Origin of the sequence: Lonsdalea britannica (assembly GCF_003515985.1) — a bacterium.
Taxonomy (GTDB): domain Bacteria; phylum Pseudomonadota; class Gammaproteobacteria; order Enterobacterales; family Enterobacteriaceae; genus Lonsdalea; species Lonsdalea britannica.
In genome coordinates this window covers 1-20,605 of sequence record NZ_CP023009.1, presented here as the reverse complement: position 1 = coordinate 20,605, position 20,605 = coordinate 1, and the positions used below count along the sequence as shown (strand labels likewise).

Below are 20,605 nucleotides of genomic sequence, written 5' to 3'. Positions count from 1 at the left end.
CCTTAACTAAGAATGCCTTTTCCGCGGACGGAAAAGGCATAGGCTGACTGAAACATTATTGTAAGTCAGGCAGATCTACCTGCGTATTGACAGCGCTCAGGCTTTGACCTGCGGTTGGCGCAGGAATAGACAGGCTGTTCAATAGGTCACCCATACGGGCTTTCAGTCGATATTGGCTATACAGCGACAGGAAACGAATCTCAACCATTCGGCGTTGTGCGGTAAAGCGTTCGTTTTCACTATCCAGTACGTCCAGCAGGGTGCGTTCGCCCAGACTAAACTGCTTCTGATAGGCGTCGCGCACGCGGCGGCTGCGTTCCGCGTATTCTTGCGCGATAGGCAGCTGTTGGCGCGCATTATTCATCGCGGACCAGGACAGACGCAACTCTTCATTCAGCTGACGCAACGTGTTATTACGAACATCTTCCGCTTCTTTGACCTGGAAAGCTTTCGATTCCAGCGTCGCCTTGGTGCTGCCGCCTTCGTATAAGTTATAGCGCATACGCAGCATGGCTTGCCATTCGTTGTACTTGCCGCGCGTACCGTCGACATTTTCGTCTAACGTACGGGCAAGCTCAACGTTAAATTTGGGATAGAAACCGGATTTTTGAGCTTCGTACTGCTTTCTGGTCGCTTCGATATCCGACTCGGCAGACTTCAGAATCGGGCTATTTGCTACCATGACGCGTTTCGCATCGACCAGCGTGGCGGGGACGTTCAGCAGATCGCTGCTCGGGAGCTGCAGGCCTACCGGCTCTTTACCGACAACGCTGAAATAGTTGCTTTCCGCATCGGTCAGGTTGGTTTGTTCGGTCAGCACATTATTGCGCGCCTGTGCGACACGCGCTTCGGCCTGTTCCAGGTCGGCAAGACGACCGACGCCCTGTTCGGAACGCAGTTTGATTTGATCGTAAATGCGCTGGTTGGTGCTCAGATTCTCCTCAGCCAGACGCAAAAATTCGTGACGCTGCAAGACATCGAGGTAGGCCTGGACTGCATCGAGCGCGCGAGCCTCGCTGGTGTTCAGCGTTTTGTAGGCTCTGGAATTGACCGTTGCTTTTTGCTGAGCAACGGTATTAGACGTTTCGAAACCATCAAAGACCCTCTGACTAAGGTTGATTGATGTTTCTCGACGCGTAAGAATGTCGTTGTTACTGTTCTGAGCGCGGGTGGAAGGAGTGTCGAGGTTCTCTTTGCCGATACCGGCGTTGAGAGAAATACTCGGCAGATAGCCCCCCTGGGCAGCACGCACATTTCTCTCCGCTGAGTGACGACTGTTACTAGCCGCGCTTATTTCAGGGTGAGTATTTAGCGTGTTTTCAATTGCATCTTTTAACGTGTCAGCAAATGAAATAGGGGAAACCGTGATTAATAAAAGTAAAGAAATAAATGGATTTTTACGCTTCATATAACGCTTTTTCCTGAATGCCATTAATAATGAGTTATTTCTTTTTCAATAATGACTAGAGGAAGCAACGACCCATTAAATAAATGATAGCTGTCAATCCATTAGCCGCTTATCGAAAAAATTGGCGCATTACCGCAAAATCTTTGCTCTAATCGAGTAAAAATTTTGGTAAGAATGTTCCAAATTTTTTATTATATTAGGGTCTGAGTCAAGTCATTGACGTCAGCTAAATACTTTCAGATGCAATAATAAAGTAATAACAAGAGATTGAAATCATCCTTTAAAGCCCGAGTTATAAAAAGGCTTTACATATTAATTTAATCGGTTTTTTCATTCGGTGGATTCCATCGGAAATATTGAGGAGATGCTATTGTGAGTAGCGTTATCGGTACCATCAAATTTGTTATCGGACAAGTATTTGTCGTAGCGCAGGATGGTACTCAACGTCAGGTATCTGCTGGCGACCATATCTATCGCGGCGAGCAAGTGGCCACAGGCAATGCTGGCGCCGTTTCAATTTCACTGCCGGATGGACGGACTCTGGATTTGGGACGCGATAGCCAGTGGAGCGAGTCCCAGAATACGGGGACGACCGCAGAGCATCGTGCGACAGAGGCGCAAGATGTCGCTTCCGTTCAGGAAGCCATCGCGAAGGGTCTGGACCCGACGCAGTCACTTGAGGCCACCGCTGCGGGCAATGAAGCCAGTACTGACATCGGTGAAGCCGGCGAGGGCGGCGGTCATCGCGAGAACGTCGTACTGGACCTGACGAACAACGTAGTGGATCCGACTTCTGGTTACGAGACCGGAACGCTAACCTCTGCATCAGATGTTTCTTCCGAAGACACTTCCGGCGGCCGTCTCAGTTCAGGTATGCCAACTGATTCTTCTTCTGAAGCGGCTTCTGCCGATACAACGGCTCCTTCGCTCGCCATTTCCTTCGCGGAAGATGGAAAGGTCGAGTTCAAATTTTCGGAAACGCCGAAAGATTTCGACCTGACGGATATCACCGTTGATCATGGCACTATTACCGGCCTGACTCAGGACCCTAACGATCCTACACACTGGGTCGCGATTTTGACGCCGGAAAACGACTATGACGGCTCGGTGTCTGTCACCGTGCCTGACGGAAGCTATACCGATGACGCCGGTAATCCCGGTCAGGGCTCTCAAGGTTCCGTGACGGTTGATACCCTCGCGCCAGACGCGACGATCACCATCGACCCGATCACGTCTGACGACCGCGTTAATCTGGCGGAATCTGGCGAGACACAGACCATCACCGGCCGTGTCGGCGGTGAGGTGAAAATCGGCGACACCGTCACGGTGACCATCGGCGGAAACACCTACAGAACTTCTGTGGTTGATGATGACGATGGCAATAACGTCTGGAGCGTGGATGTCGCGGGCAGTACGCTGGCCGATAATTCACAGATCCACGCCGAAGTCATTACTACCGACGATGCGGGCAACCTGACGACGGCGACCGCCGATCGCGGCTATGCCGTTGACCTTATTGCACCCGAAGCCAGCATCACGATTGATGATGTGACGGCAGACAATACGCTGAACATCGCCGAAGCGGGTCAGCCACAGGCCATCACCGGCCGCGTCGGCAACGACGTACAGGTCGGCGATACGGTGACCGTCACGATTGGCGATCAGGCGTACCAGACCACCGTGACCGCCTCCGATAATGGCAAGGTGTGGAGCGTCAACGTGCCGGGCGATGTACTGGCCGGTAACAATCAGATCCACGCGGAAGTGACCACTTCCGATGCCGCCGGTAACCCGACGACGGCTACGGCAGATCAGGGCTACAGCGTCGATATCTCAGCACCGGAAGCGTCTATCACCATCGATAATGTGACCGGTGACAACACCATCAATATCGCCGAAGCGGGTCAGCCGCAGGCGATCACCGGTCGCGTCGGTAACGACGTGCAGGTGGGTGATACGGTGACCGTCACGATTGGCGATCAGGCTTACCAGACCACCGTCACTGGCTCCGATAACGGCAACGTGTGGAGCGTCAGCGTGCCGGGCGACGTACTGGCAGGTAACAATCAGATCCACGCCGAAGTCACGACGACGGATGGCGCGGGCAATGCCACCACTGCGGGTGCCGATCACAACTACGCGGTCGATACCGCCGCGCCGGAAGCCAGCATCACCATCGACGATGTGACTTCTGATAATACCGTCAATATCGCTGAGGCAGGCCAGAACCAGAATGTGACGGGCCGTGTCGGCAACGACGTGCAGGTGGGCGATACGGTCACCGTCACCATTGGCGATCAGTCGTACCAGACCACGGTCACCGCGTCCGATAACGGCAACGTGTGGAGTGTGACGGTACCGGGCGACGTACTGGCCGGTAACAGCCAGATCCATGCCGAAGTCACCACCACGGATGGCGCGGGCAATGCCACCACGGCGGGTGCCGATCACAACTACGCAGTCGATACCGCCGCACCGGAAGCGTCGATCACCATCGATAACGTCACCGGTGATAACACCATCAATATCACGGAAGCTGGTCAGCCGCAGGCGATCACCGGTCGCGTCGGCAACGACGTGCAGGTGGGCGATACGGTGACCGTCACGATTGGCGAACAGGCGTACCAGACCACCGTCACGGCATCCGATAACGGCAACGTGTGGAGTGTGACGGTACCGGGCGAGGTACTGGCCGGTAATAACCAGATCCACGCCGAAGTCACCACCACCGACGGTGCAGGCAACGCCACCACCGCCGGGGCCGATCACAACTACGCGGTCGATACCGCCGCGCCGGAAGCGTCGATCACCATCGATAACGTCACCGGTGATAACACCATCAATATCACGGAAGCGGGTCAGCCGCAGGCCATCACCGGCCGCGTCGGCAACGACGTACAGGTCGGCGATACCGTCACTGTGACGATTGGCGATCAGGCTTACCAGACCACCGTCACGGCGTCGGATAACGGCAACGTGTGGAGCGTCAACGTGCCGGGCGAGGTGCTGGCCGGTAATAACCAGATCCATGCCGAAGTCATCACTTCCGATGCGGCCGGTAACCCGACGACGGCCACGGCAGATCAGGGCTATGTGGTAGATACCACTGCGCCGGAAGCGTCTATCTCTATCGATAACGTGACCGGCGACAACACCGTCAATATCGCCGAAGCGGGTCAGCCGCAGGCGATCACCGGTCGCGTCGGCAACGACGTACAGGTCGGCGATACGGTGACCGTCACCATCGGTGACCAGTCTTACCAGACTACCGTCACCGCGTCGGATAACGGCAACGTGTGGAGCGTCAACGTGCCGGGCGATATCTTGGCCGGTAACAGCCAGATCCACGCCGAAGTGACCACCACCGACGGTGCAGGCAACGCCACCACCGCCGGGGCCGATCACAGCTACGCGGTCGACACAGCCGCGCCGGAAGCCAGCATCACCATTGATGATGTAACGGCAGACAATACGCTGAACATCGACGAAGCCGGACAGCCGCAGGCCATCACCGGCCGTGTCGGCAACGACGTGCAGGTGGGTGATACGGTCACCGTCACGATTGGCGATCAGGCTTACCAGACCACCGTCACGGCGTCCGATAACGGCAATGTGTGGAGCGTCAACGTGCCGGGCGATGTACTGGCCGGTAACAGCCAGATCCATGCCGAAGTCACCACCACGGATGGCGCGGGCAATGCCACCACGGCGGGTGCCGATCACAACTACGCAGTCGATACCGCCGCACCGGAAGCGTCGATCACCATCGATAACGTCACCGGTGATAACACCATCAATATCACGGAAGCTGGTCAGCCGCAGGCGATCACCGGTCGCGTCGGCAACGACGTGCAGGTGGGCGATACGGTGACCGTCACGATTGGCGAACAGGCGTACCAGACCACCGTCACGGCATCCGATAACGGCAACGTGTGGAGTGTGACGGTACCGGGCGAGGTACTGGCCGGTAATAACCAGATCCACGCCGAAGTCACCACCACCGACGGTGCAGGCAACGCCACCACCGCCGGGGCCGATCACAACTACGCGGTCGATACCGCCGCGCCGGAAGCGTCGATCACCATCGATAACGTCACCGGTGATAACACCATCAATATCACGGAAGCGGGTCAGCCGCAGGCCATCACCGGCCGCGTCGGCAACGACGTACAGGTCGGCGATACCGTCACTGTGACGATTGGCGATCAGGCTTACCAGACCACCGTCACGGCGTCGGATAACGGCAACGTGTGGAGCGTCAACGTGCCGGGCGAGGTGCTGGCCGGTAATAACCAGATCCATGCCGAAGTCATCACTTCCGATGCGGCCGGTAACCCGACGACGGCCACGGCAGATCAGGGCTATGTGGTAGATACCACTGCGCCGGAAGCGTCGATCACCATCGATAATGTGACCGGCGACAACACCGTCAATATCGCCGAAGCGGGTCAGCCGCAGGCGATCACCGGTCGCGTCGGCAACGACGTACAGGTCGGCGATACGGTGACCGTCACCATCGGTGACCAGTCTTACCAGACTACCGTCACCGCGTCGGATAACGGCAACGTGTGGAGCGTCAACGTGCCGGGCGATATCTTGGCCGGTAACAGCCAGATCCACGCCGAAGTGACCACCACCGACGGTGCAGGCAACGCCACCACCGCCGGGGCCGATCACAGCTACGCGGTCGACACAGCCGCGCCGGAAGCCAGCATCACCATTGATGATGTAACGGCAGACAATACGCTGAACATCGACGAAGCCGGACAGCCGCAGGCCATCACCGGCCGTGTCGGCAACGACGTGCAGGTGGGTGATACGGTCACCGTCACGATTGGCGATCAGGCTTACCAGACCACCGTCACGGCGTCCGATAACGGCAATGTGTGGAGCGTCAACGTGCCGGGCGATGTACTGGCCGGTAACAATCAGATCCACGCCGAAGTCACGACGACGGATACGGCCGGTAACCCGACTACGGCATCCGCAGATCACGGCTACAGCGTCGATACCGCCGCGCCGGAAGCGTCGATCACCATCGATAATGTGACCGGTGATAACACCATCAATATCGCCGAAGCGGGTCAGCCGCAGGCCATCACCGGCCGCGTCGGCAACGACGTACAGGTGGGCGATACGGTGACCGTGACGATCGGCGATCAGGCGTACCAGACCACTGTCACCGCGTCGGATAACGGCAACGTGTGGAGTGTCAACGTGCCGGGCGATGTCTTGGCCGGTAACGACCAGATCCATGCGGAAGTGACGACGACGGATGGTGCAGGCAACGCCACCACCGCCGGTGCCGATCACAACTACGCGGTCGATACCGCCGCGCCGGAAGCCAGCATCACCATCGACGATGTGACTTCTGATAATACCGTCAATATCGCTGAGGCAGGCCAGAACCAGAATGTGACGGGCCGTGTCGGCAACGACGTGCAGGTGGGCGATACGGTCACCGTCACCATTGGCGATCAGTCGTACCAGACCACGGTCACCGCGTCCGATAACGGCAACGTGTGGAGTGTGACGGTACCGGGCGACGTACTGGCCGGTAACAGCCAGATCCATGCCGAAGTCACCACCACGGATGGCGCGGGCAATGCCACCACGGCGGGTGCCGATCACAACTACGCAGTCGATACCGCCGCGCCGGAAGCGTCGATCACCATCGATAACGTCACCGGTGATAACACCATCAATATCACGGAAGCTGGTCAGCCGCAGGCGATCACCGGTCGCGTCGGCAACGACGTGCAGGTGGGCGATACGGTGACCGTCACGATTGGCGAACAGGCGTACCAGACCACCGTCACGGCATCCGATAACGGCAACGTGTGGAGTGTGACGGTACCGGGCGAGGTACTGGCCGGTAATAACCAGATCCACGCCGAAGTCACCACCACCGACGGTGCAGGCAACGCCACCACCGCCGGGGCCGATCACAACTACGCGGTCGATACCGCCGCGCCGGAAGCGTCGATCACCATCGATAACGTCACCGGTGATAACACCATCAATATCACGGAAGCGGGTCAGCCGCAGGCCATCACCGGCCGCGTCGGCAACGACGTACAGGTCGGCGATACCGTCACTGTGACGATTGGCGATCAGGCTTACCAGACCACCGTCACGGCGTCGGATAACGGCAACGTGTGGAGCGTCAACGTGCCGGGCGAGGTGCTGGCCGGTAATAACCAGATCCATGCCGAAGTCATCACTTCCGATGCGGCCGGTAACCCGACGACGGCCACGGCAGATCAGGGCTATGTGGTAGATACCACTGCGCCGGAAGCGTCGATCACCATCGATAATGTGACCGGCGACAACACCGTCAATATCGCCGAAGCGGGTCAGCCGCAGGCGATCACCGGTCGCGTCGGCAACGACGTACAGGTCGGCGATACGGTGACCGTCACCATCGGTGACCAGTCTTACCAGACTACCGTCACCGCGTCGGATAACGGCAACGTGTGGAGCGTCAACGTGCCGGGCGATATCTTGGCCGGTAACAGCCAGATCCACGCCGAAGTGACCACCACCGACGGTGCAGGCAACGCCACCACCGCCGGGGCCGATCACAGCTACGCGGTCGACACAGCCGCGCCGGAAGCCAGCATCACCATTGATGATGTAACGGCAGACAATACGCTGAACATCGACGAAGCCGGACAGCCGCAGGCCATCACCGGCCGTGTCGGCAACGACGTGCAGGTGGGTGATACGGTCACCGTCACGATTGGCGATCAGGCTTACCAGACCACCGTCACGGCGTCCGATAACGGCAATGTGTGGAGCGTCAACGTGCCGGGCGATGTACTGGCCGGTAACAATCAGATCCACGCCGAAGTCACGACGACGGATACGGCCGGTAACCCGACTACGGCATCCGCAGATCACGGCTACAGCGTCGATACCGCCGCGCCGGAAGCGTCGATCACCATCGATAATGTGACCGGTGATAACACCATCAATATCGCCGAAGCGGGTCAGCCGCAGGCCATCACCGGCCGCGTCGGCAACGACGTACAGGTGGGCGATACGGTGACCGTGACGATCGGCGATCAGGCGTACCAGACCACTGTCACCGCGTCGGATAACGGCAACGTGTGGAGTGTCAACGTGCCGGGCGATGTCTTGGCCGGTAACGACCAGATCCATGCGGAAGTGACGACGACGGATGGTGCAGGCAACGCCACCACCGCCGGTGCCGATCACAACTACGCGGTCGATACCGCCGCGCCGGAAGCCAGCATCACCATCGACGATGTGACTTCTGATAATACCGTCAATATCGCTGAGGCAGGCCAGAACCAGAATGTGACGGGCCGTGTCGGCAACGACGTGCAGGTGGGCGATACGGTCACCGTCACCATTGGCGATCAGTCGTACCAGACCACGGTCACCGCGTCCGATAACGGCAACGTGTGGAGTGTGACGGTACCGGGCGACGTACTGGCCGGTAACAGCCAGATCCATGCCGAAGTCACCACCACGGATGGCGCGGGCAATGCCACCACGGCGGGTGCCGATCACAACTACGCAGTCGATACCGCCGCGCCGGAAGCGTCGATCACCATCGATAACGTCACCGGTGATAACACCATCAATATCACGGAAGCTGGTCAGCCGCAGGCGATCACCGGTCGCGTCGGCAACGACGTGCAGGTGGGCGATACGGTGACCGTCACGATTGGCGAACAGGCGTACCAGACCACCGTCACGGCATCCGATAACGGCAACGTGTGGAGTGTGACGGTACCGGGCGAGGTACTGGCCGGTAATAACCAGATCCACGCCGAAGTCACCACCACCGACGGTGCAGGCAACGCCACCACCGCCGGGGCCGATCACAACTACGCGGTCGATACCGCCGCGCCGGAAGCGTCGATCACCATCGATAACGTCACCGGTGATAACACCATCAATATCACGGAAGCGGGTCAGCCGCAGGCCATCACCGGCCGCGTCGGCAACGACGTACAGGTCGGCGATACCGTCACTGTGACGATTGGCGATCAGGCTTACCAGACCACCGTCACGGCGTCGGATAACGGCAACGTGTGGAGCGTCAACGTACCGGGCGAGGTGCTGGCGGGTAACAACCAGATCCATGCCGAAGTGACCACCACCGACGGCGCAGGCAATGCGACGTCAGCCGGTGCTGATCACAGCTACGCGGTCGATACCGCCGCGCCAGAAGCGTCTATCTCTATCGATAACGTGACCGGTGATAACACCATCAACATCACCGAAGCGGGTCAGCCCCAGGCCATTACGGGTCGCGTTGGCAACGACGTGCAGGTGGGTGATACGGTGACCGTCACTATTGGCGATCAGGCCTACCAGACCACCGTCACTGGCTCGGATAACGGTAACGTGTGGAGCGTCAACGTACCGGGCGATGTGCTGGCCGGTAACAACCAGATCCATGCCGAAGTGACCACCACTGACGGTGCAGGTAATGCGACGACTGCCGGTGCTGACCACAGCTATGCGGTCGACACGGCGGCCCCGGAAGCGTCAATCGGCATCGATGATGTGACTTCTGATAACACCGTCAATATCACTGAAGCCGGTCAGCCGCAGGCCATTACTGGTCGCGTTGGCAACGATGTGCAGGTGGGCGATACGGTCACCGTCACCATCGGTGACCAGTCTTACCGTACCACCGTCACCGCGTCCGATAATGGCAACGTGTGGAGCGTCAACGTACCGGGTGATGTACTGGCGGGTAACAATCAGATCCACGCCGAAGTCACGACGACGGATGCGGCCGGTAACCCGACCACGGCATCCGCAGATCACAGCTACGCGGTCGATACCGCCGCGCCGGAAGCGTCGATCACCATCGATAACGTCACCGGTGACAATACGCTGAACATCGCGGAAGCCGGACAGCCGCAGGCCATCACCGGTCGCGTGGGCAACGACGTGCAGGTCGGCGATACGGTGACCGTGACCATCGGCGATCAGGCTTACCAGACCACTGTTACTGGCTCGGATAACGGCAACGTATGGAGCGTTAACGTGCCGGGCGATGTGCTGGCCGGTAACAGCCAGATCCATGCCGAAGTCACCACCACGGATGGCGCGGGCAATGCCACCACGGCGGGTGCCGATCACAACTACGCAGTCGATACCGCCGCGCCGGAAGCGTCGATCACCATCGATAACGTCACCGGTGATAACACGCTGAATATCGCCGAAGCGGGTCAGCCACAGGCCATCACCGGCCGCGTCGGCAACGACGTACAGGTCGGCGATACGGTGACCGTCACGATTGGCGATCAGGCGTACCAGACCACCGTCACGGCGTCGGATAACGGCAACGTATGGAGCGTCAACGTACCGGGCGACGTACTGGCCGGTAACAATCAGATCCACGCCGAAGTCACGACGACGGATGCGGCGGGTAACCCGACGACTGCCACGGCAGATCAGGGCTACAGCGTCGATACCGCCGCGCCGGAAGCCAGTATCACCATTGATACGATCACCGACGATGATTCAATCAACCAGGCTGAAAGCAACCAGCCGCAGACCATCTCTGGCCGCGTCGGCAACGACGTCCGTGTCGGCGATACGGTGACGGTCAACGTCGCGGGTCAGTCTTATCAGACCAATGTGACTACGGCGGCGGATGGCGCCAAAGTGTGGAGCGTCGTTATTCTGGGCAGCGTGCTTGCTCTGGATACTGTGGTTCATGCCGCGGTGACCACCACCGATCAGGCGGGAAATGCGACGACGGCGACCGCCGACCATACTTACACGGTCGATACGGTATTGCCGGATGCCAGCATCACCATCGATGATGTGACCAGCGACAACACCATCAACATCGCGGAGTCTGGACAAACCCAGACGATCTCCGGCCACGTCGGCAATGACGTGCAGGCAGGCGATATTGTGACGGTCAAAGTGGGCGATACGAGTTACCAGACCGAAGTTATCGTCAATGATGATGGGGACACCGTTTGGAGCGTGAATGTGCCGGGTGCAGTCCTGGCCGGTAACGCGCAAATTCATGCGGAAGTCACCACCACGGATGTTGTCGGCAACTCGGCAACGGCGTCGGCAGACCACAGCTACGCGGTTGATACGTCCGCGCCGGAAGCCAGCATCACGATTGACGCGGTCACGGCGGATAACACCATTAACCTGCGGAATCAGGTCAGACCCAGACCATCACCGGGCGCGTGGGTAACGACGTACATGTCGGCGACATCGTCACGGTGACCGTTGGCGGTCAGTCTTATCAAACGAACGTGTTCGCGGCGGCAGACGGCAGCAATATCTGGAGCGTCAATGTTCCGGGTAGCGTGCTGGCGGGCGACTCCCAGATCCACGCGTCTGTCACGACGCTGGATATGTCGGGCAATGCGACCACGGCAACGGCCGATCACGGCTACGGGGTTGATACGGTCGGTCCGGACGGCGGCAGCCACACCGCTGACCGTCGCGGAAGATACGGCGCTGTCGATCGCCTGGGGCGATCTGGGCGTGTCCTCCGACACCAGCAGCATCGTGATCTCTTTGTTGCCGGATGCCAGCGCGGGTTCGTTCTACTACAGCCAGGGCGGTGAATGGCATCAGGTGACCGTGGGTCAGGAGTTCACGGCGGCGGATACCGCGTTGCGCTTCGTTCCTGCGGCCAATGTGTCCGGCAATGGACTGGCGGAACTGAGCTGGCAGCCGGTTGATGCCGCGGGCAACACCGGTTCTCAGGGCGAAGTCACGGTTAACGTGACGCCGGTAGCCGATACGCCGGTCGTTTCACTGGATATCACCAGCGGTGAAAACGGTGCCGACGACGCCGTCTTACATCAAGGTCAACGGCGGCAGTGAAAACGGCGGTTTCGACGTTCAGGACGGCAAGATTGTGCGTATCGGCGACAACGTACGCATTTGGCTGTCTGAGGGCGATACGGTGGCCTGAAATTGTGGGTAACGGCGTGGTCGCTTACTACGGTCAGGGGAACTCTACTGGCACAGCAGCCAGTACACCGACCTGTTCGTCGTCCATAACGGCAGCGGCTACTATCAGGATGGCAATTGGCGTCCGCTGAACGCGGTCACCGGCAACAGCGGGACGGAAGCGTCTGGGACGCGTCCTGACTACATCTTTGTTGAAGGCACGACGGCCGATGGCTATGCCACCTACGTGGGTCCGAACAACAATGCCGCCACCAATGTGAATACGTATGACTCTGTGAACATTACGTATCAGGGCAATACGCTGATCAGCGGAGCGAAACCATCTGGACGCATTATCTATGGCGACGCCAGTTACAATCGCGGCAGATAAGCGGACTTCAAGAAGAGTCCGTCGCGGAGCAGGTCGGCTATCAGCAGCATGAGTTAACCGTGTCTGCGGCGCTGACCGACCTTGACGGCAGCGAGCAGTTGTCGGGTATTACGCTGACGGAATTCCGGAAGGCTCCGTGTTGACCGACCACATCAATAACGTGACGGTCACCGTCGGTGCGGATGGCGTGTACCTGATTACCAATGCTCAGCATCTGGATACGTTAGCCGGAACCATCACTATTCAGACGCCTGTCGATGCCGGCAAGTTCGACATCATTGCGCAGGCGACGGCGACCGAAGTGGCGAACTACGATTCGTCGACCGGTTACTCTTCGCAGGAAGTGGAACAGTTCGGCGCCACGATGGGGACCACGGGTGACGATGTGCTGACGGGAAACGAACAGTAACGACCTGATCGTCGGCGACGTTTCCGCCTGCAGATCATGGAAGGGCAAAACTACAATATTGCCTTCCTGGTGGACTCCTCCGGCAGTATGTCGAATGACAGCATCAGCAAGACGGTGTCTTCGCTGACCAATGTCTTCAACAACCTGATCAAGAGCACGTCGGATGTCCATGCGGGGTCGGTGAATGTGTTCCTGGCGGACTTCGATACGAAGGTCGGCCAGACTATTTCCGTCAACCTGTCGGATTCGAACGCCTTGTCCAAACTGGTTGCGGCGCTGGAAACAATGACTTCAGGCGGCGGTACGAACTACGAGGACGTGTTCAAAACGGCGGCTAACTGGTTCAGAGCGATACCGTGGTAAGCAACTCCGGTACCAATCTGAACCTACTTCATCACGGATGGTGAACCGACCTATTATCAGGCCGTGAGACGGATACGATCAAGGTCAACAGCCGTACGACGTTGGATATCGACTCGTTGATTACCAACCGGGCCAAACCTACTATAATGAACCTTTCTGGGTGAGTCGCGAGGTGATCAGCAGCAGCGGCGACGTGTACTACTACTCCAACTCAGGTCGGGGTGGGGTAAGCGTACGGTGATCGGTCAGGTCACGCCCAAGGCGATGGGACTTACGAGATCTCTCATCTGGCGGGTACGGTTACAATGCCAACTCGGCGACGACGTCGAACTCCTCTGAAGGCTACGCATTGTTGCAGCACGTATCGAATGTGGAAGCGATCGGGTAGGCGACTCGTTGAAGCGCGTCGAGCCTGCAGCACTACGATAGCGACGGCGTGGTGTTGGATCACATCGATCCGGCGCAGTTGTCCGAAGCGATTCTGGGCTCGAATCAGTCCCTGACCGGCGGCACGATACGCTGCTGGGCGGCAACGGCGACGATATCCTGTTCGGCGACTCGATCTCGTTCGACGGTATTGACGGCAACGGTTTGCCAGCTTTGCAGCAGTATGTCGGCAACCAGCTGCATCTGGGGTCGGATACCACGGCTTCTGTTCAGCAGGTACATGATTACATCGCCGGACACAGCGCTGAATTCGATGTTGCCACCTCTGCGGGCGGTAATGATACGATTAGCGGCGGTTCGGGTAATGATATCCTGTACGGACAGGGCGGTAACGACAATCTGGATGGTGGTTTGGGTGACGATATCCTGTATGGCGGAACCGGCGATGATGTGCTGAGAGGCGGTGTCGGCAACGACACGCTCATCGGCGGCAGCGGCGCGGACACTTTCGTCTGGAAGGCGGGCGATACCGGGTTCGATACCATCAAGGACTTCAATCCGGCGGAAGGCGACCGCATCGACCTGAGCGATTTGGTCGGCGAGCTGGAAGCGGGAACGGATATCAGCCACTATATCCGTATTGTGGATAACCAAGGTTCGCCGACGATTGAGGTGAGTACTCAGGGCCAATTCACGGATCAAGGCGGCGCAACGCCGGATACGTCCATCACGTTGGAACATTACAACGGGACGATGCCTTCTCTGGAAAGCCTGATAGCGAAGCCGGAACACAGCGCTTAGTCATCAAGACTCACTCGCGATAGGCAATAAAAAGGAAACCGGACGTCATGCGTCCGGTTTCCTTATTGGCGGTATGTAAAAGGACAGCCTATGTTTTATATATTACGAGATAACGACGGTAACCTGGTTCAGGTGCAGAGTTTCCCGTTCGAAGGGATGAACGGCGAACTGCCGCAGGACTCGGTTGAGGCACAGGCGTGGATGAATAATCAACAGTCGATTCTTTCTAGTCTGGAACAACTGCGCAGCAGCGATCTGGAAATGGTGCGAGTGCTGGAAGACCTGATTCAGGTGCTGACCAGCAAAGGCTTGCTGAATATCACGGATTTCCCACAGGCGGCGCAGCTGAAATTGATTCAGCGTGCACAGGCGCGTGAAGCGTTGGGGGGATTGGATGCGCTGATTCGCGATGACGAAGAGGGTATGTTTTGAACATCAGTCATGATGCAGACTGACTTGCCGAAGCCGGCAAGTCAGTGGCGTAGACTTAGGAAAAGATCACCGGGAAAGGTTCTCCCAACAGTCGGCCCATCGCGCCTCTGATACCAGCGCACGCAGTTCCTCCAGTTCGCCTTCCGTTTCTACTCGCTCCGCAATCAGCGGCAAATCAATGCTATTCATCGCACGTTGCAGCGCGGTGATAAACACTTTCTTGTCTTCCGCCTGATCGATACCGCGAATATAGCTGCCGTCGATTTTCAGATAGGCGAGGCCCCATTTCGACAGATTACCGATGATGGTAAAGCGGCCGCCGAAGTGTTGCAGTCCCAGTTTACAGCCGAATTCGTTGAGCAGTTTCACCAACAGATCGAGCTGCTGTGCATCGGGCAGCTGGTTTTCGTCCAGTTCCAGAATCAAGCGCGAGGCCCGCTGCGGATACGCTTTCAGCGGCGCCAGCCATTCGGCCATCAGCTGCAGGTCTAATACCGTGCTGCCGGACAGGCTCAAAGCCAGCGTACCGTCGTAGCGTTGCAGGTAGGCGAGGGCGTGTTTCATCATGACCTGATCAAGACGCGTGTTCCATCCAAAGCGTTGGATCCACGGCAAGAATTGCCCTGCATTGATAGTGTTGCCTTCCTGATCGAGGATGCGCGCCAGCACCTTGTGATGAAGAATCTGACCCTTTTGTGCGCAGTCCATGACCGGCTGCAGGAACAGCTGGACATTCTCTTGCGCCAGCAACGGATCCAGCAGGGTAAACCAGTAATGGCGGTCTGCCACCCATTGGGACTCCTGACCGTTTTCCTCTTCTTCGGCATGGATGTCCGAATTGCGTTCCGCCTTCATCAGCAGGCGATCGCCGCGGATGAACAACGAGGCCGGTGAGTCCCCGTGCTGGAATGACACCAACGCCAAGCGGGCGACGGGAGACACGTCCGTCTCGCCGGTCAGAAACAGCGCCTCAATCCGTTCGACAGTTCGTCGGCCAGCGCCTGCGCCTCTTTCTGTACCAGACCGGGACAGAAAATGGCGAACTCTCCGCCGCGAATACGTGCGGCGAGGCTGTCGGCTTCGACATAACGTTTTCTGCACTTCAGGATATTGTGCGCGACAGAGGCCAGCAAGGCATCCGTTTTGGCTGCGCCCAGGCGCTGATTCATGCCTGCCAGATCCTGCAACCGCAGCATAATCAGGTAGCCGGTGGAGGCCTCTTCATCGCTCAGGCGGGTTTCCAGCTGGATATCCATCGCGCGGCGGTTGGCCAGTCCGGTTTGCGGATCCTGATAGGCTTCCTTACGTAAGCGCTCGCTTCGCTGGGCTTCCTCTTCGAACAAGGACTGTAATTTGGTGACCATCAGGTTCATGGCTTGAACGACCCGGCGCAGCTCCGGCGTTTTGGGCAGTTTGGGAATGCTCAGGAATCGCGACGGCAAATGGCGAGCGACTGTACGACCATGTCATCCAGCGCGCGCAGCTGTCGGCGCAGGAACAAAGCGCCAAGCACGAGCCCGATGCCGCCGCACGACAGCAGCCAGAGCAGCGAGGCGGAGGTGCCTTGCCACAGCCTGGCAATGGCGAACATCGGGTGACTGACCACCTCGACCCGCGCCGCCTGTTCCCAGCCGCGCATCACGATGGCCTGTCCATTACCGGGCTGTAAATCCACCAGTCGGACAAACCAGGGGAACGCTCGATACTTCCGGCGAAGTGACGCGCTCCATCGTCACCTTCTGGGTTTCCAGATCGATGACGCGGATGCTGGAGAAATAGCCGCTATCGAAAATAGAACTGACCAGCAGTTCCACCATCGCCGGATCGTCGATATTCGGCGTGAGCGCGACGCCCAAAGCCGTGGCGGCGTCCTGAGCGTGCGAGTGCAACTGATTGTTATATTGATCGCGTGAACTTTCCAGATTGGCGATAAAACTACCGCTGAAAATGAACAGCATAAACAAACAGATGGCTATCAGTAATTGTTTAAATAGCGACATAGCCCCATCCTACTCATCAAGAGAAAATCCTTCTGCGCGCATTTTAATTAATAAGTCCTGCCAGCGAGACAGACGTTTGCTGTCGCCGGCGCGTCGGTTGCCGCCCGTGCCAGGCAGCCAGAGTCCGTCGCCGTTAAAGGAATAGACCGGCAGCAAATCGTTACGCTGGGTGGCGGGTCGGATCTCGGTGATCAAACTATCCAGGATCAGCGGGATGGCGTTCGGTGAAGGGTAATAGCTGAGCACCATATGCGCACGGTTTAGGCTCAGCGCTTTAACGTAGGTAATACGCAGTTTTTCACGCTCGACGCCAAGGTGGACCAGCGTCAGATATTTGGCGATCGCATAGTCTTCGCAGTCGCCCATCCCTTTCGTAACATCTCTATCGGCGTAGCCCAGTAATCTTCCTGCTGCCAGACGTCGATATCTTCCCGGTAAGCTATCCTGTCATTGAAAAAGCGATTGACCGACTCCAGCTTCTGACTTTCTGTGGTCGTTTGCTGCGCCTGCATCAACGCTTGCCAGGCGGCTATCCGCTGGCGTGCTTCCGGCGTGGCCTGACCATATCGCTGATCGGTGATTGAGTTGATGGCGGAGAAATTCCAGTCCGCATATAGCGTACCCGCCACCAGCAGCAGGCTGCCGATGAAGAGGTGTAATAGAACATGAACTAATGACTGGCGCTGCGCATGAAATTTCAACGTGACGTCTCTGTTACCCACCGGTGAGTCCGGACTCCGTGGTCTGAATTCGACGCCTGAACAATCAGGCATTGTAGACCGCTGCCGCATAGCTTACTTTGAACGGCTGAAAAGTGCCATGTCATAACGATAGCAGGTACGACTGATTTATCACGAAGCTGACACGTATCAGCTTCGCGTTCACAAACGAGGAAGTGTATGGATTTAGGGCATTAGTCTCAGAGAGCCGTCACCCGGCGACGATGGATTTAGATCGTATGGCGACGCTGGACATGCTGGCTCTCATCAATGAAGAGGACCGACGGGTGCCGGAAGCGATCCGGCTGGTGCTGCCGGCGATTGCGCAGGCTGTGGATGTCACCGCCGCGTGTATGAAGGCGGGCGGGCGACTGATCTATTTAGGCGCGGGCACCAGCGGTCGTTTGGGCGTGCTGGACGCCTCTGAATGTCCCCCCACGTTCGGCATCGCACACGGCCGGGTGATCGGGCTGATCGCGGGCGGTCCCAGCGCCTTGCTGAAGGCGGTGGAAGGGGCGGAAGATGACCCCGCGGGCGGGGAGGCGGATCTGCGGCGCTGGCGCTGACTGCGCAGGATATGGTGATTGGACTGGCGGCATCCGGCAGAACGCCCTATGTCATTGGCGGGCTAGAGTATGCGCACCGCATCGGCTGCCATACCGCGGCGATTTCCTGTAACCCGCGTCGCCGATCGCCGACTGGCGGAGATCGCCATCTCCCCGGTCGTCGGACCGGAAGTGCTGACCGGTTCGACGCGACTGAAGTCCGGCACCGCCCAGAAGCTAGTCTTGAATATGATTTCCACCGGGGCGATGGTCAGGTTGGGCAAGGTGTACCAAAATTTGATGGTGGATGTGAAGGCGACCAACGCCAAGCTGGTCGATCGCGCCTGTCGTATCGTGGTGGAAGCCTCCGGCGTAGAGCGCGACGTCGCGCGGCAGGCGCTGGAACAGACGGGGTTTGAGGTCAAACCGGCCATCGTTATGCTCCTGACCGGCTGCGGCGCCGCTCTGGCGCGCAGGAAAAGCTGGCGCGTCATCAGGGATACCTGCGCGACGCCATACAGGAATAGCGCCATTCGCTTTTCACCCTTTATTACCGCAAAACGAGGCGGGGACGCTCCCGTCATCTTTAAGGAGCCCGTTTTGAACGATAAGCAAACGTTGCGCGTCGTATTTTTCGATTTGGACGGCACACTGCATCAGCAGGATATGTTCGGCAGTTTTCTGCGTTATTTGATCCGGCGTTTGCCGTTGAATCTGCTGGTGGTCATCCCCGTACTGCCCGTGTGATGCTCTCGTTGCTGTGCGGAGGCAGGGCGGCTCGCTGGCCGATGAGCTGCCTGCTGTGGGCCATCACGGTAGGCCGCGGCGAGGCGAAGCTTGAACAGCTGGAAAAAGCGTTCGTGGACAGTTTTCGTCAGCAGGTGACGCCGTTTCCTCAGGTGCAGCAGCGGCTGACCACTTATCTGAGCGCCAGCGATGCTCAGGTGTGGCTGGTTACCGGCTCTCCGCAGCGGTTGGTGGAAGCCGTCTATCGCGATGCTCCCTTTCTGCCGGGCGTACGTCTGATGGGCAGCCAAATTTCCCGGCGTTATGGCGGCTGGGTGCTCACGCTACGCTGTCTGGGGCGGGAAAAAGTGGTGCAGATGGAACGCCAGCTGGGCGCTCCGCTGAAGCTTTACAGCGGTTATAGCGACAGCAAACAGGATAACCCGCTGCTCTATTTCTGCGAGCATCGCTGGCGCGTCACTCCGCAAGGCAGCCTGCAACAGCTGGAGTAATTCCACTGCGCGGTGCGCCGTGTATAATGCCCGCCGCTGACGAGGATTGACGGGTAAAAGAGGCACGATGAACAGCGTAAATGATGATGAGTTTTGGATGCAGCACGCGCTGACGCTGGCGCAACGAGCCTGGGACGAAGGCGAGTCGGCGCGGTGCTGGTGCTGGACAACCAGGTGATTGGCGAAGGCTGGAACCGTTCTATCGGTCAGCACGATCCCACCGCGCATGCCGAGATTATGGCGCTGCGGCAAGGCGGTATGGTGGTGCAAAACTACCGTCTGCTCAACAGTACGCTGTACATCACGCTCGAACCCTGTGTGTGTGCGGGGGCGATGGTTCACAGCCGCATCGGGCGTTTGGTTTACGGCGCCGCCGATGCCAAGACGGGCGCGGCCGGGTCGCTGGTGGATATTCTGCGTCATCCGGGCATGAATCATCAGATTGAAATCACGTCGGGCGTGCTGGCGGAGGCGTGTTCAACGCAGCTGAGCGACTTTTTCCGCATGCGGCGGAAAGAGCAAAAGGCGCGCCGGGCGGCGGCCAAAAGGGAATCACTTTCCTGAGGGATGCAATCCGGACTGCGCCAGCGCCGGTGAGACTGCGGGATAGCCTTCACCCGCCTGCTTGATATGCTGCGCTTTGTTCTCTTTTTCCGTCAGGTAGCCGACCAGGCTGATCATATAGCGACGGATGTTTTCCACGTTGTAGGCTTCGTGACCTCTCGCGTAGCCGTTGGCGGTCTGCTGGTAATAGCGTTTTTGGCTGAGCATCGGCAGGCGTATTTTGACGTCCGCCCAGCTGTCGGGATTACCTTTTTGCTTCTCCGTCAGCTTGCGCGCATCCATCAGATGGGCGTAACCCATATTGTAGGCCGCCAGCGCGAACCAAATTTTCTCGTCGTCCGGGATCGTGTTCGGCATACGCTGCATCATCAACGACAGATACTTTGCGCCGCCGCGAATACTTTCTTCTGGATTCAGCCGGTCGACCA

At 58.3% G+C, this 20,605-nt stretch carries 9 protein-coding genes and 7 pseudogenes; 11 read left to right on the top strand and 5 right to left on the bottom strand.

Translation table 11 applies throughout. The features are described from left to right. Positions 1-55: 55 nt before the first annotated feature. Positions 56-1,408, bottom strand: coding sequence for a TolC family outer membrane protein (locus CKQ53_RS00070; protein WP_094118856.1), 1,353 nt, complete (start codon positions 1,406-1,408; stop codon positions 56-58). Between the two features lie 372 nt (positions 1,409-1,780). Between CKQ53_RS00070 and CKQ53_RS00065 the strand changes: the two genes are divergently transcribed. The 6 genes and pseudogenes from CKQ53_RS00065 to CKQ53_RS18885 all read left to right on the top strand — a co-directional run bounded on the left by CKQ53_RS00065 (position 1,781) and on the right by CKQ53_RS18885 (position 13,491). Further along, positions 1,781-11,650, top strand: a complete 9,870-nt coding sequence (locus CKQ53_RS00065; protein WP_118894498.1) for an Ig-like domain-containing protein — start codon at positions 1,781-1,783, stop codon at positions 11,648-11,650. Further along, positions 11,611-11,703: pseudogene (locus CKQ53_RS18905) on the top strand (hypothetical protein); the annotation flags it as partial. The gene CKQ53_RS00065 and the pseudogene CKQ53_RS18905, both read left to right, overlap by 40 nt. A gap of 88 nt (positions 11,704-11,791) precedes the next feature. Continuing rightward, on the top strand, positions 11,792-12,259 hold the full coding sequence (locus CKQ53_RS18900) for a hypothetical protein (RefSeq protein ID WP_276330740.1): 468 nt from the start codon (positions 11,792-11,794) through the stop codon (positions 12,257-12,259). Further along, the gene (locus tag CKQ53_RS18895; RefSeq protein ID WP_276330738.1) at positions 12,216-12,350 is read left to right on the top strand and encodes a hypothetical protein; all 135 of its coding nucleotides are present in this window, start codon (positions 12,216-12,218) and stop codon (positions 12,348-12,350) included. Before CKQ53_RS18900 ends, CKQ53_RS18895 begins: the two co-directional genes overlap by 44 nt. A gap of 505 nt (positions 12,351-12,855) precedes the next feature. Next, positions 12,856-13,128 (top strand): hypothetical protein, encoded by a 273-nt coding sequence (locus CKQ53_RS18890; protein WP_118894492.1) that lies wholly within the window; start codon positions 12,856-12,858, stop codon positions 13,126-13,128. Positions 13,129-13,164: 36 nt separating this feature from the next. Then, entirely contained in the window at positions 13,165-13,491 is a 327-nt protein-coding gene (locus tag CKQ53_RS18885; protein ID WP_118894490.1) for a vWA domain-containing protein, read from the top strand. Positions 13,492-13,983: 492 nt separating this feature from the next. On the opposite strand, the gene CKQ53_RS18880 is transcribed toward CKQ53_RS18885, so the two are convergent. Continuing rightward, positions 13,984-14,121, bottom strand: coding sequence for a hypothetical protein (locus CKQ53_RS18880; protein WP_276330737.1), 138 nt, complete (start codon positions 14,119-14,121; stop codon positions 13,984-13,986). Between CKQ53_RS18880 and CKQ53_RS18875 the strand changes: the two genes are divergently transcribed. Next, positions 14,092-14,679 (top strand): type I secretion C-terminal target domain-containing protein, encoded by a 588-nt coding sequence (locus CKQ53_RS18875; protein WP_276330736.1) that lies wholly within the window; start codon positions 14,092-14,094, stop codon positions 14,677-14,679. The two genes, CKQ53_RS18880 and CKQ53_RS18875, sit on opposite strands and share 30 nt — an antisense overlap. 90 nt (positions 14,680-14,769) lie before the next feature. Beyond that, positions 14,770-15,111 carry a tryptophan synthase subunit beta gene (locus CKQ53_RS00035; RefSeq protein WP_118894485.1) on the top strand — a complete coding sequence of 114 codons (342 nt, stop codon included), beginning with the start codon at positions 14,770-14,772 and terminating at the stop codon, positions 15,109-15,111. 55 nt (positions 15,112-15,166) lie between these two features. On the opposite strand, the pseudogene lapD reads toward CKQ53_RS00035, so the two are convergent. Beyond that, a pseudogene (gene lapD, locus CKQ53_RS00030) lies at positions 15,167-17,111 on the bottom strand (cyclic di-GMP receptor LapD). 9 nt (positions 17,112-17,120) lie between these two features. After that, positions 17,121-17,758 (bottom strand): annotated as a pseudogene (gene lapG / locus CKQ53_RS00025) (cysteine protease LapG). Between the two features lie 296 nt (positions 17,759-18,054). On the opposite strand from lapG, the pseudogene murQ reads away from it, so the two are divergent. The 3 pseudogenes from murQ (at position 18,055) to tadA (ending at position 20,177) form a co-directional block, all read left to right on the top strand. Beyond that, positions 18,055-18,902, top strand: a pseudogene (gene murQ, locus CKQ53_RS00020) (N-acetylmuramic acid 6-phosphate etherase). A 139-nt stretch (positions 18,903-19,041) separates the two neighbouring features. Next, positions 19,042-19,613: pseudogene (gene yfhb, locus CKQ53_RS00015) on the top strand (phosphatidylglycerophosphatase C). A 67-nt stretch (positions 19,614-19,680) separates the two neighbouring features. After that, positions 19,681-20,177 (top strand): annotated as a pseudogene (tadA, locus tag CKQ53_RS00010) (tRNA adenosine(34) deaminase TadA). Here tadA and CKQ53_RS00005 read toward each other — a convergent pair. Then, a pseudogene (locus CKQ53_RS00005) lies at positions 20,166-20,600 on the bottom strand (transglycosylase SLT domain-containing protein); the annotation flags it as partial. The pseudogenes tadA and CKQ53_RS00005 sit on opposite strands and share 12 nt — an antisense overlap. Positions 20,601-20,605: the final 5 nt, after the last annotated feature.

Bases quoted from the DNA above. Each gene is read 5' to 3' on its own strand.
- CKQ53_RS00070 (WP_094118856.1), bottom strand. From the start codon at position 1,408: ATGAAGCGTAAAAATCCATTTATTTCTTTACTTTTATTAATCACGGTT.
- CKQ53_RS18900 (WP_276330740.1), top strand. From the start codon at position 11,792: ATGCGACCACGGCAACGGCCGATCACGGCTACGGGGTTGATACGGTCG.
- CKQ53_RS18885 (WP_118894490.1), top strand. From the start codon at position 13,165: ATGGAAGGGCAAAACTACAATATTGCCTTCCTGGTGGACTCCTCCGGC.
- CKQ53_RS18880 (WP_276330737.1), bottom strand. From the start codon at position 14,121: ATGCAGCTGGTTGCCGACATACTGCTGCAAAGCTGGCAAACCGTTGCC.
- CKQ53_RS00035 (WP_118894485.1), top strand. From the start codon at position 14,770: ATGTTTTATATATTACGAGATAACGACGGTAACCTGGTTCAGGTGCAG.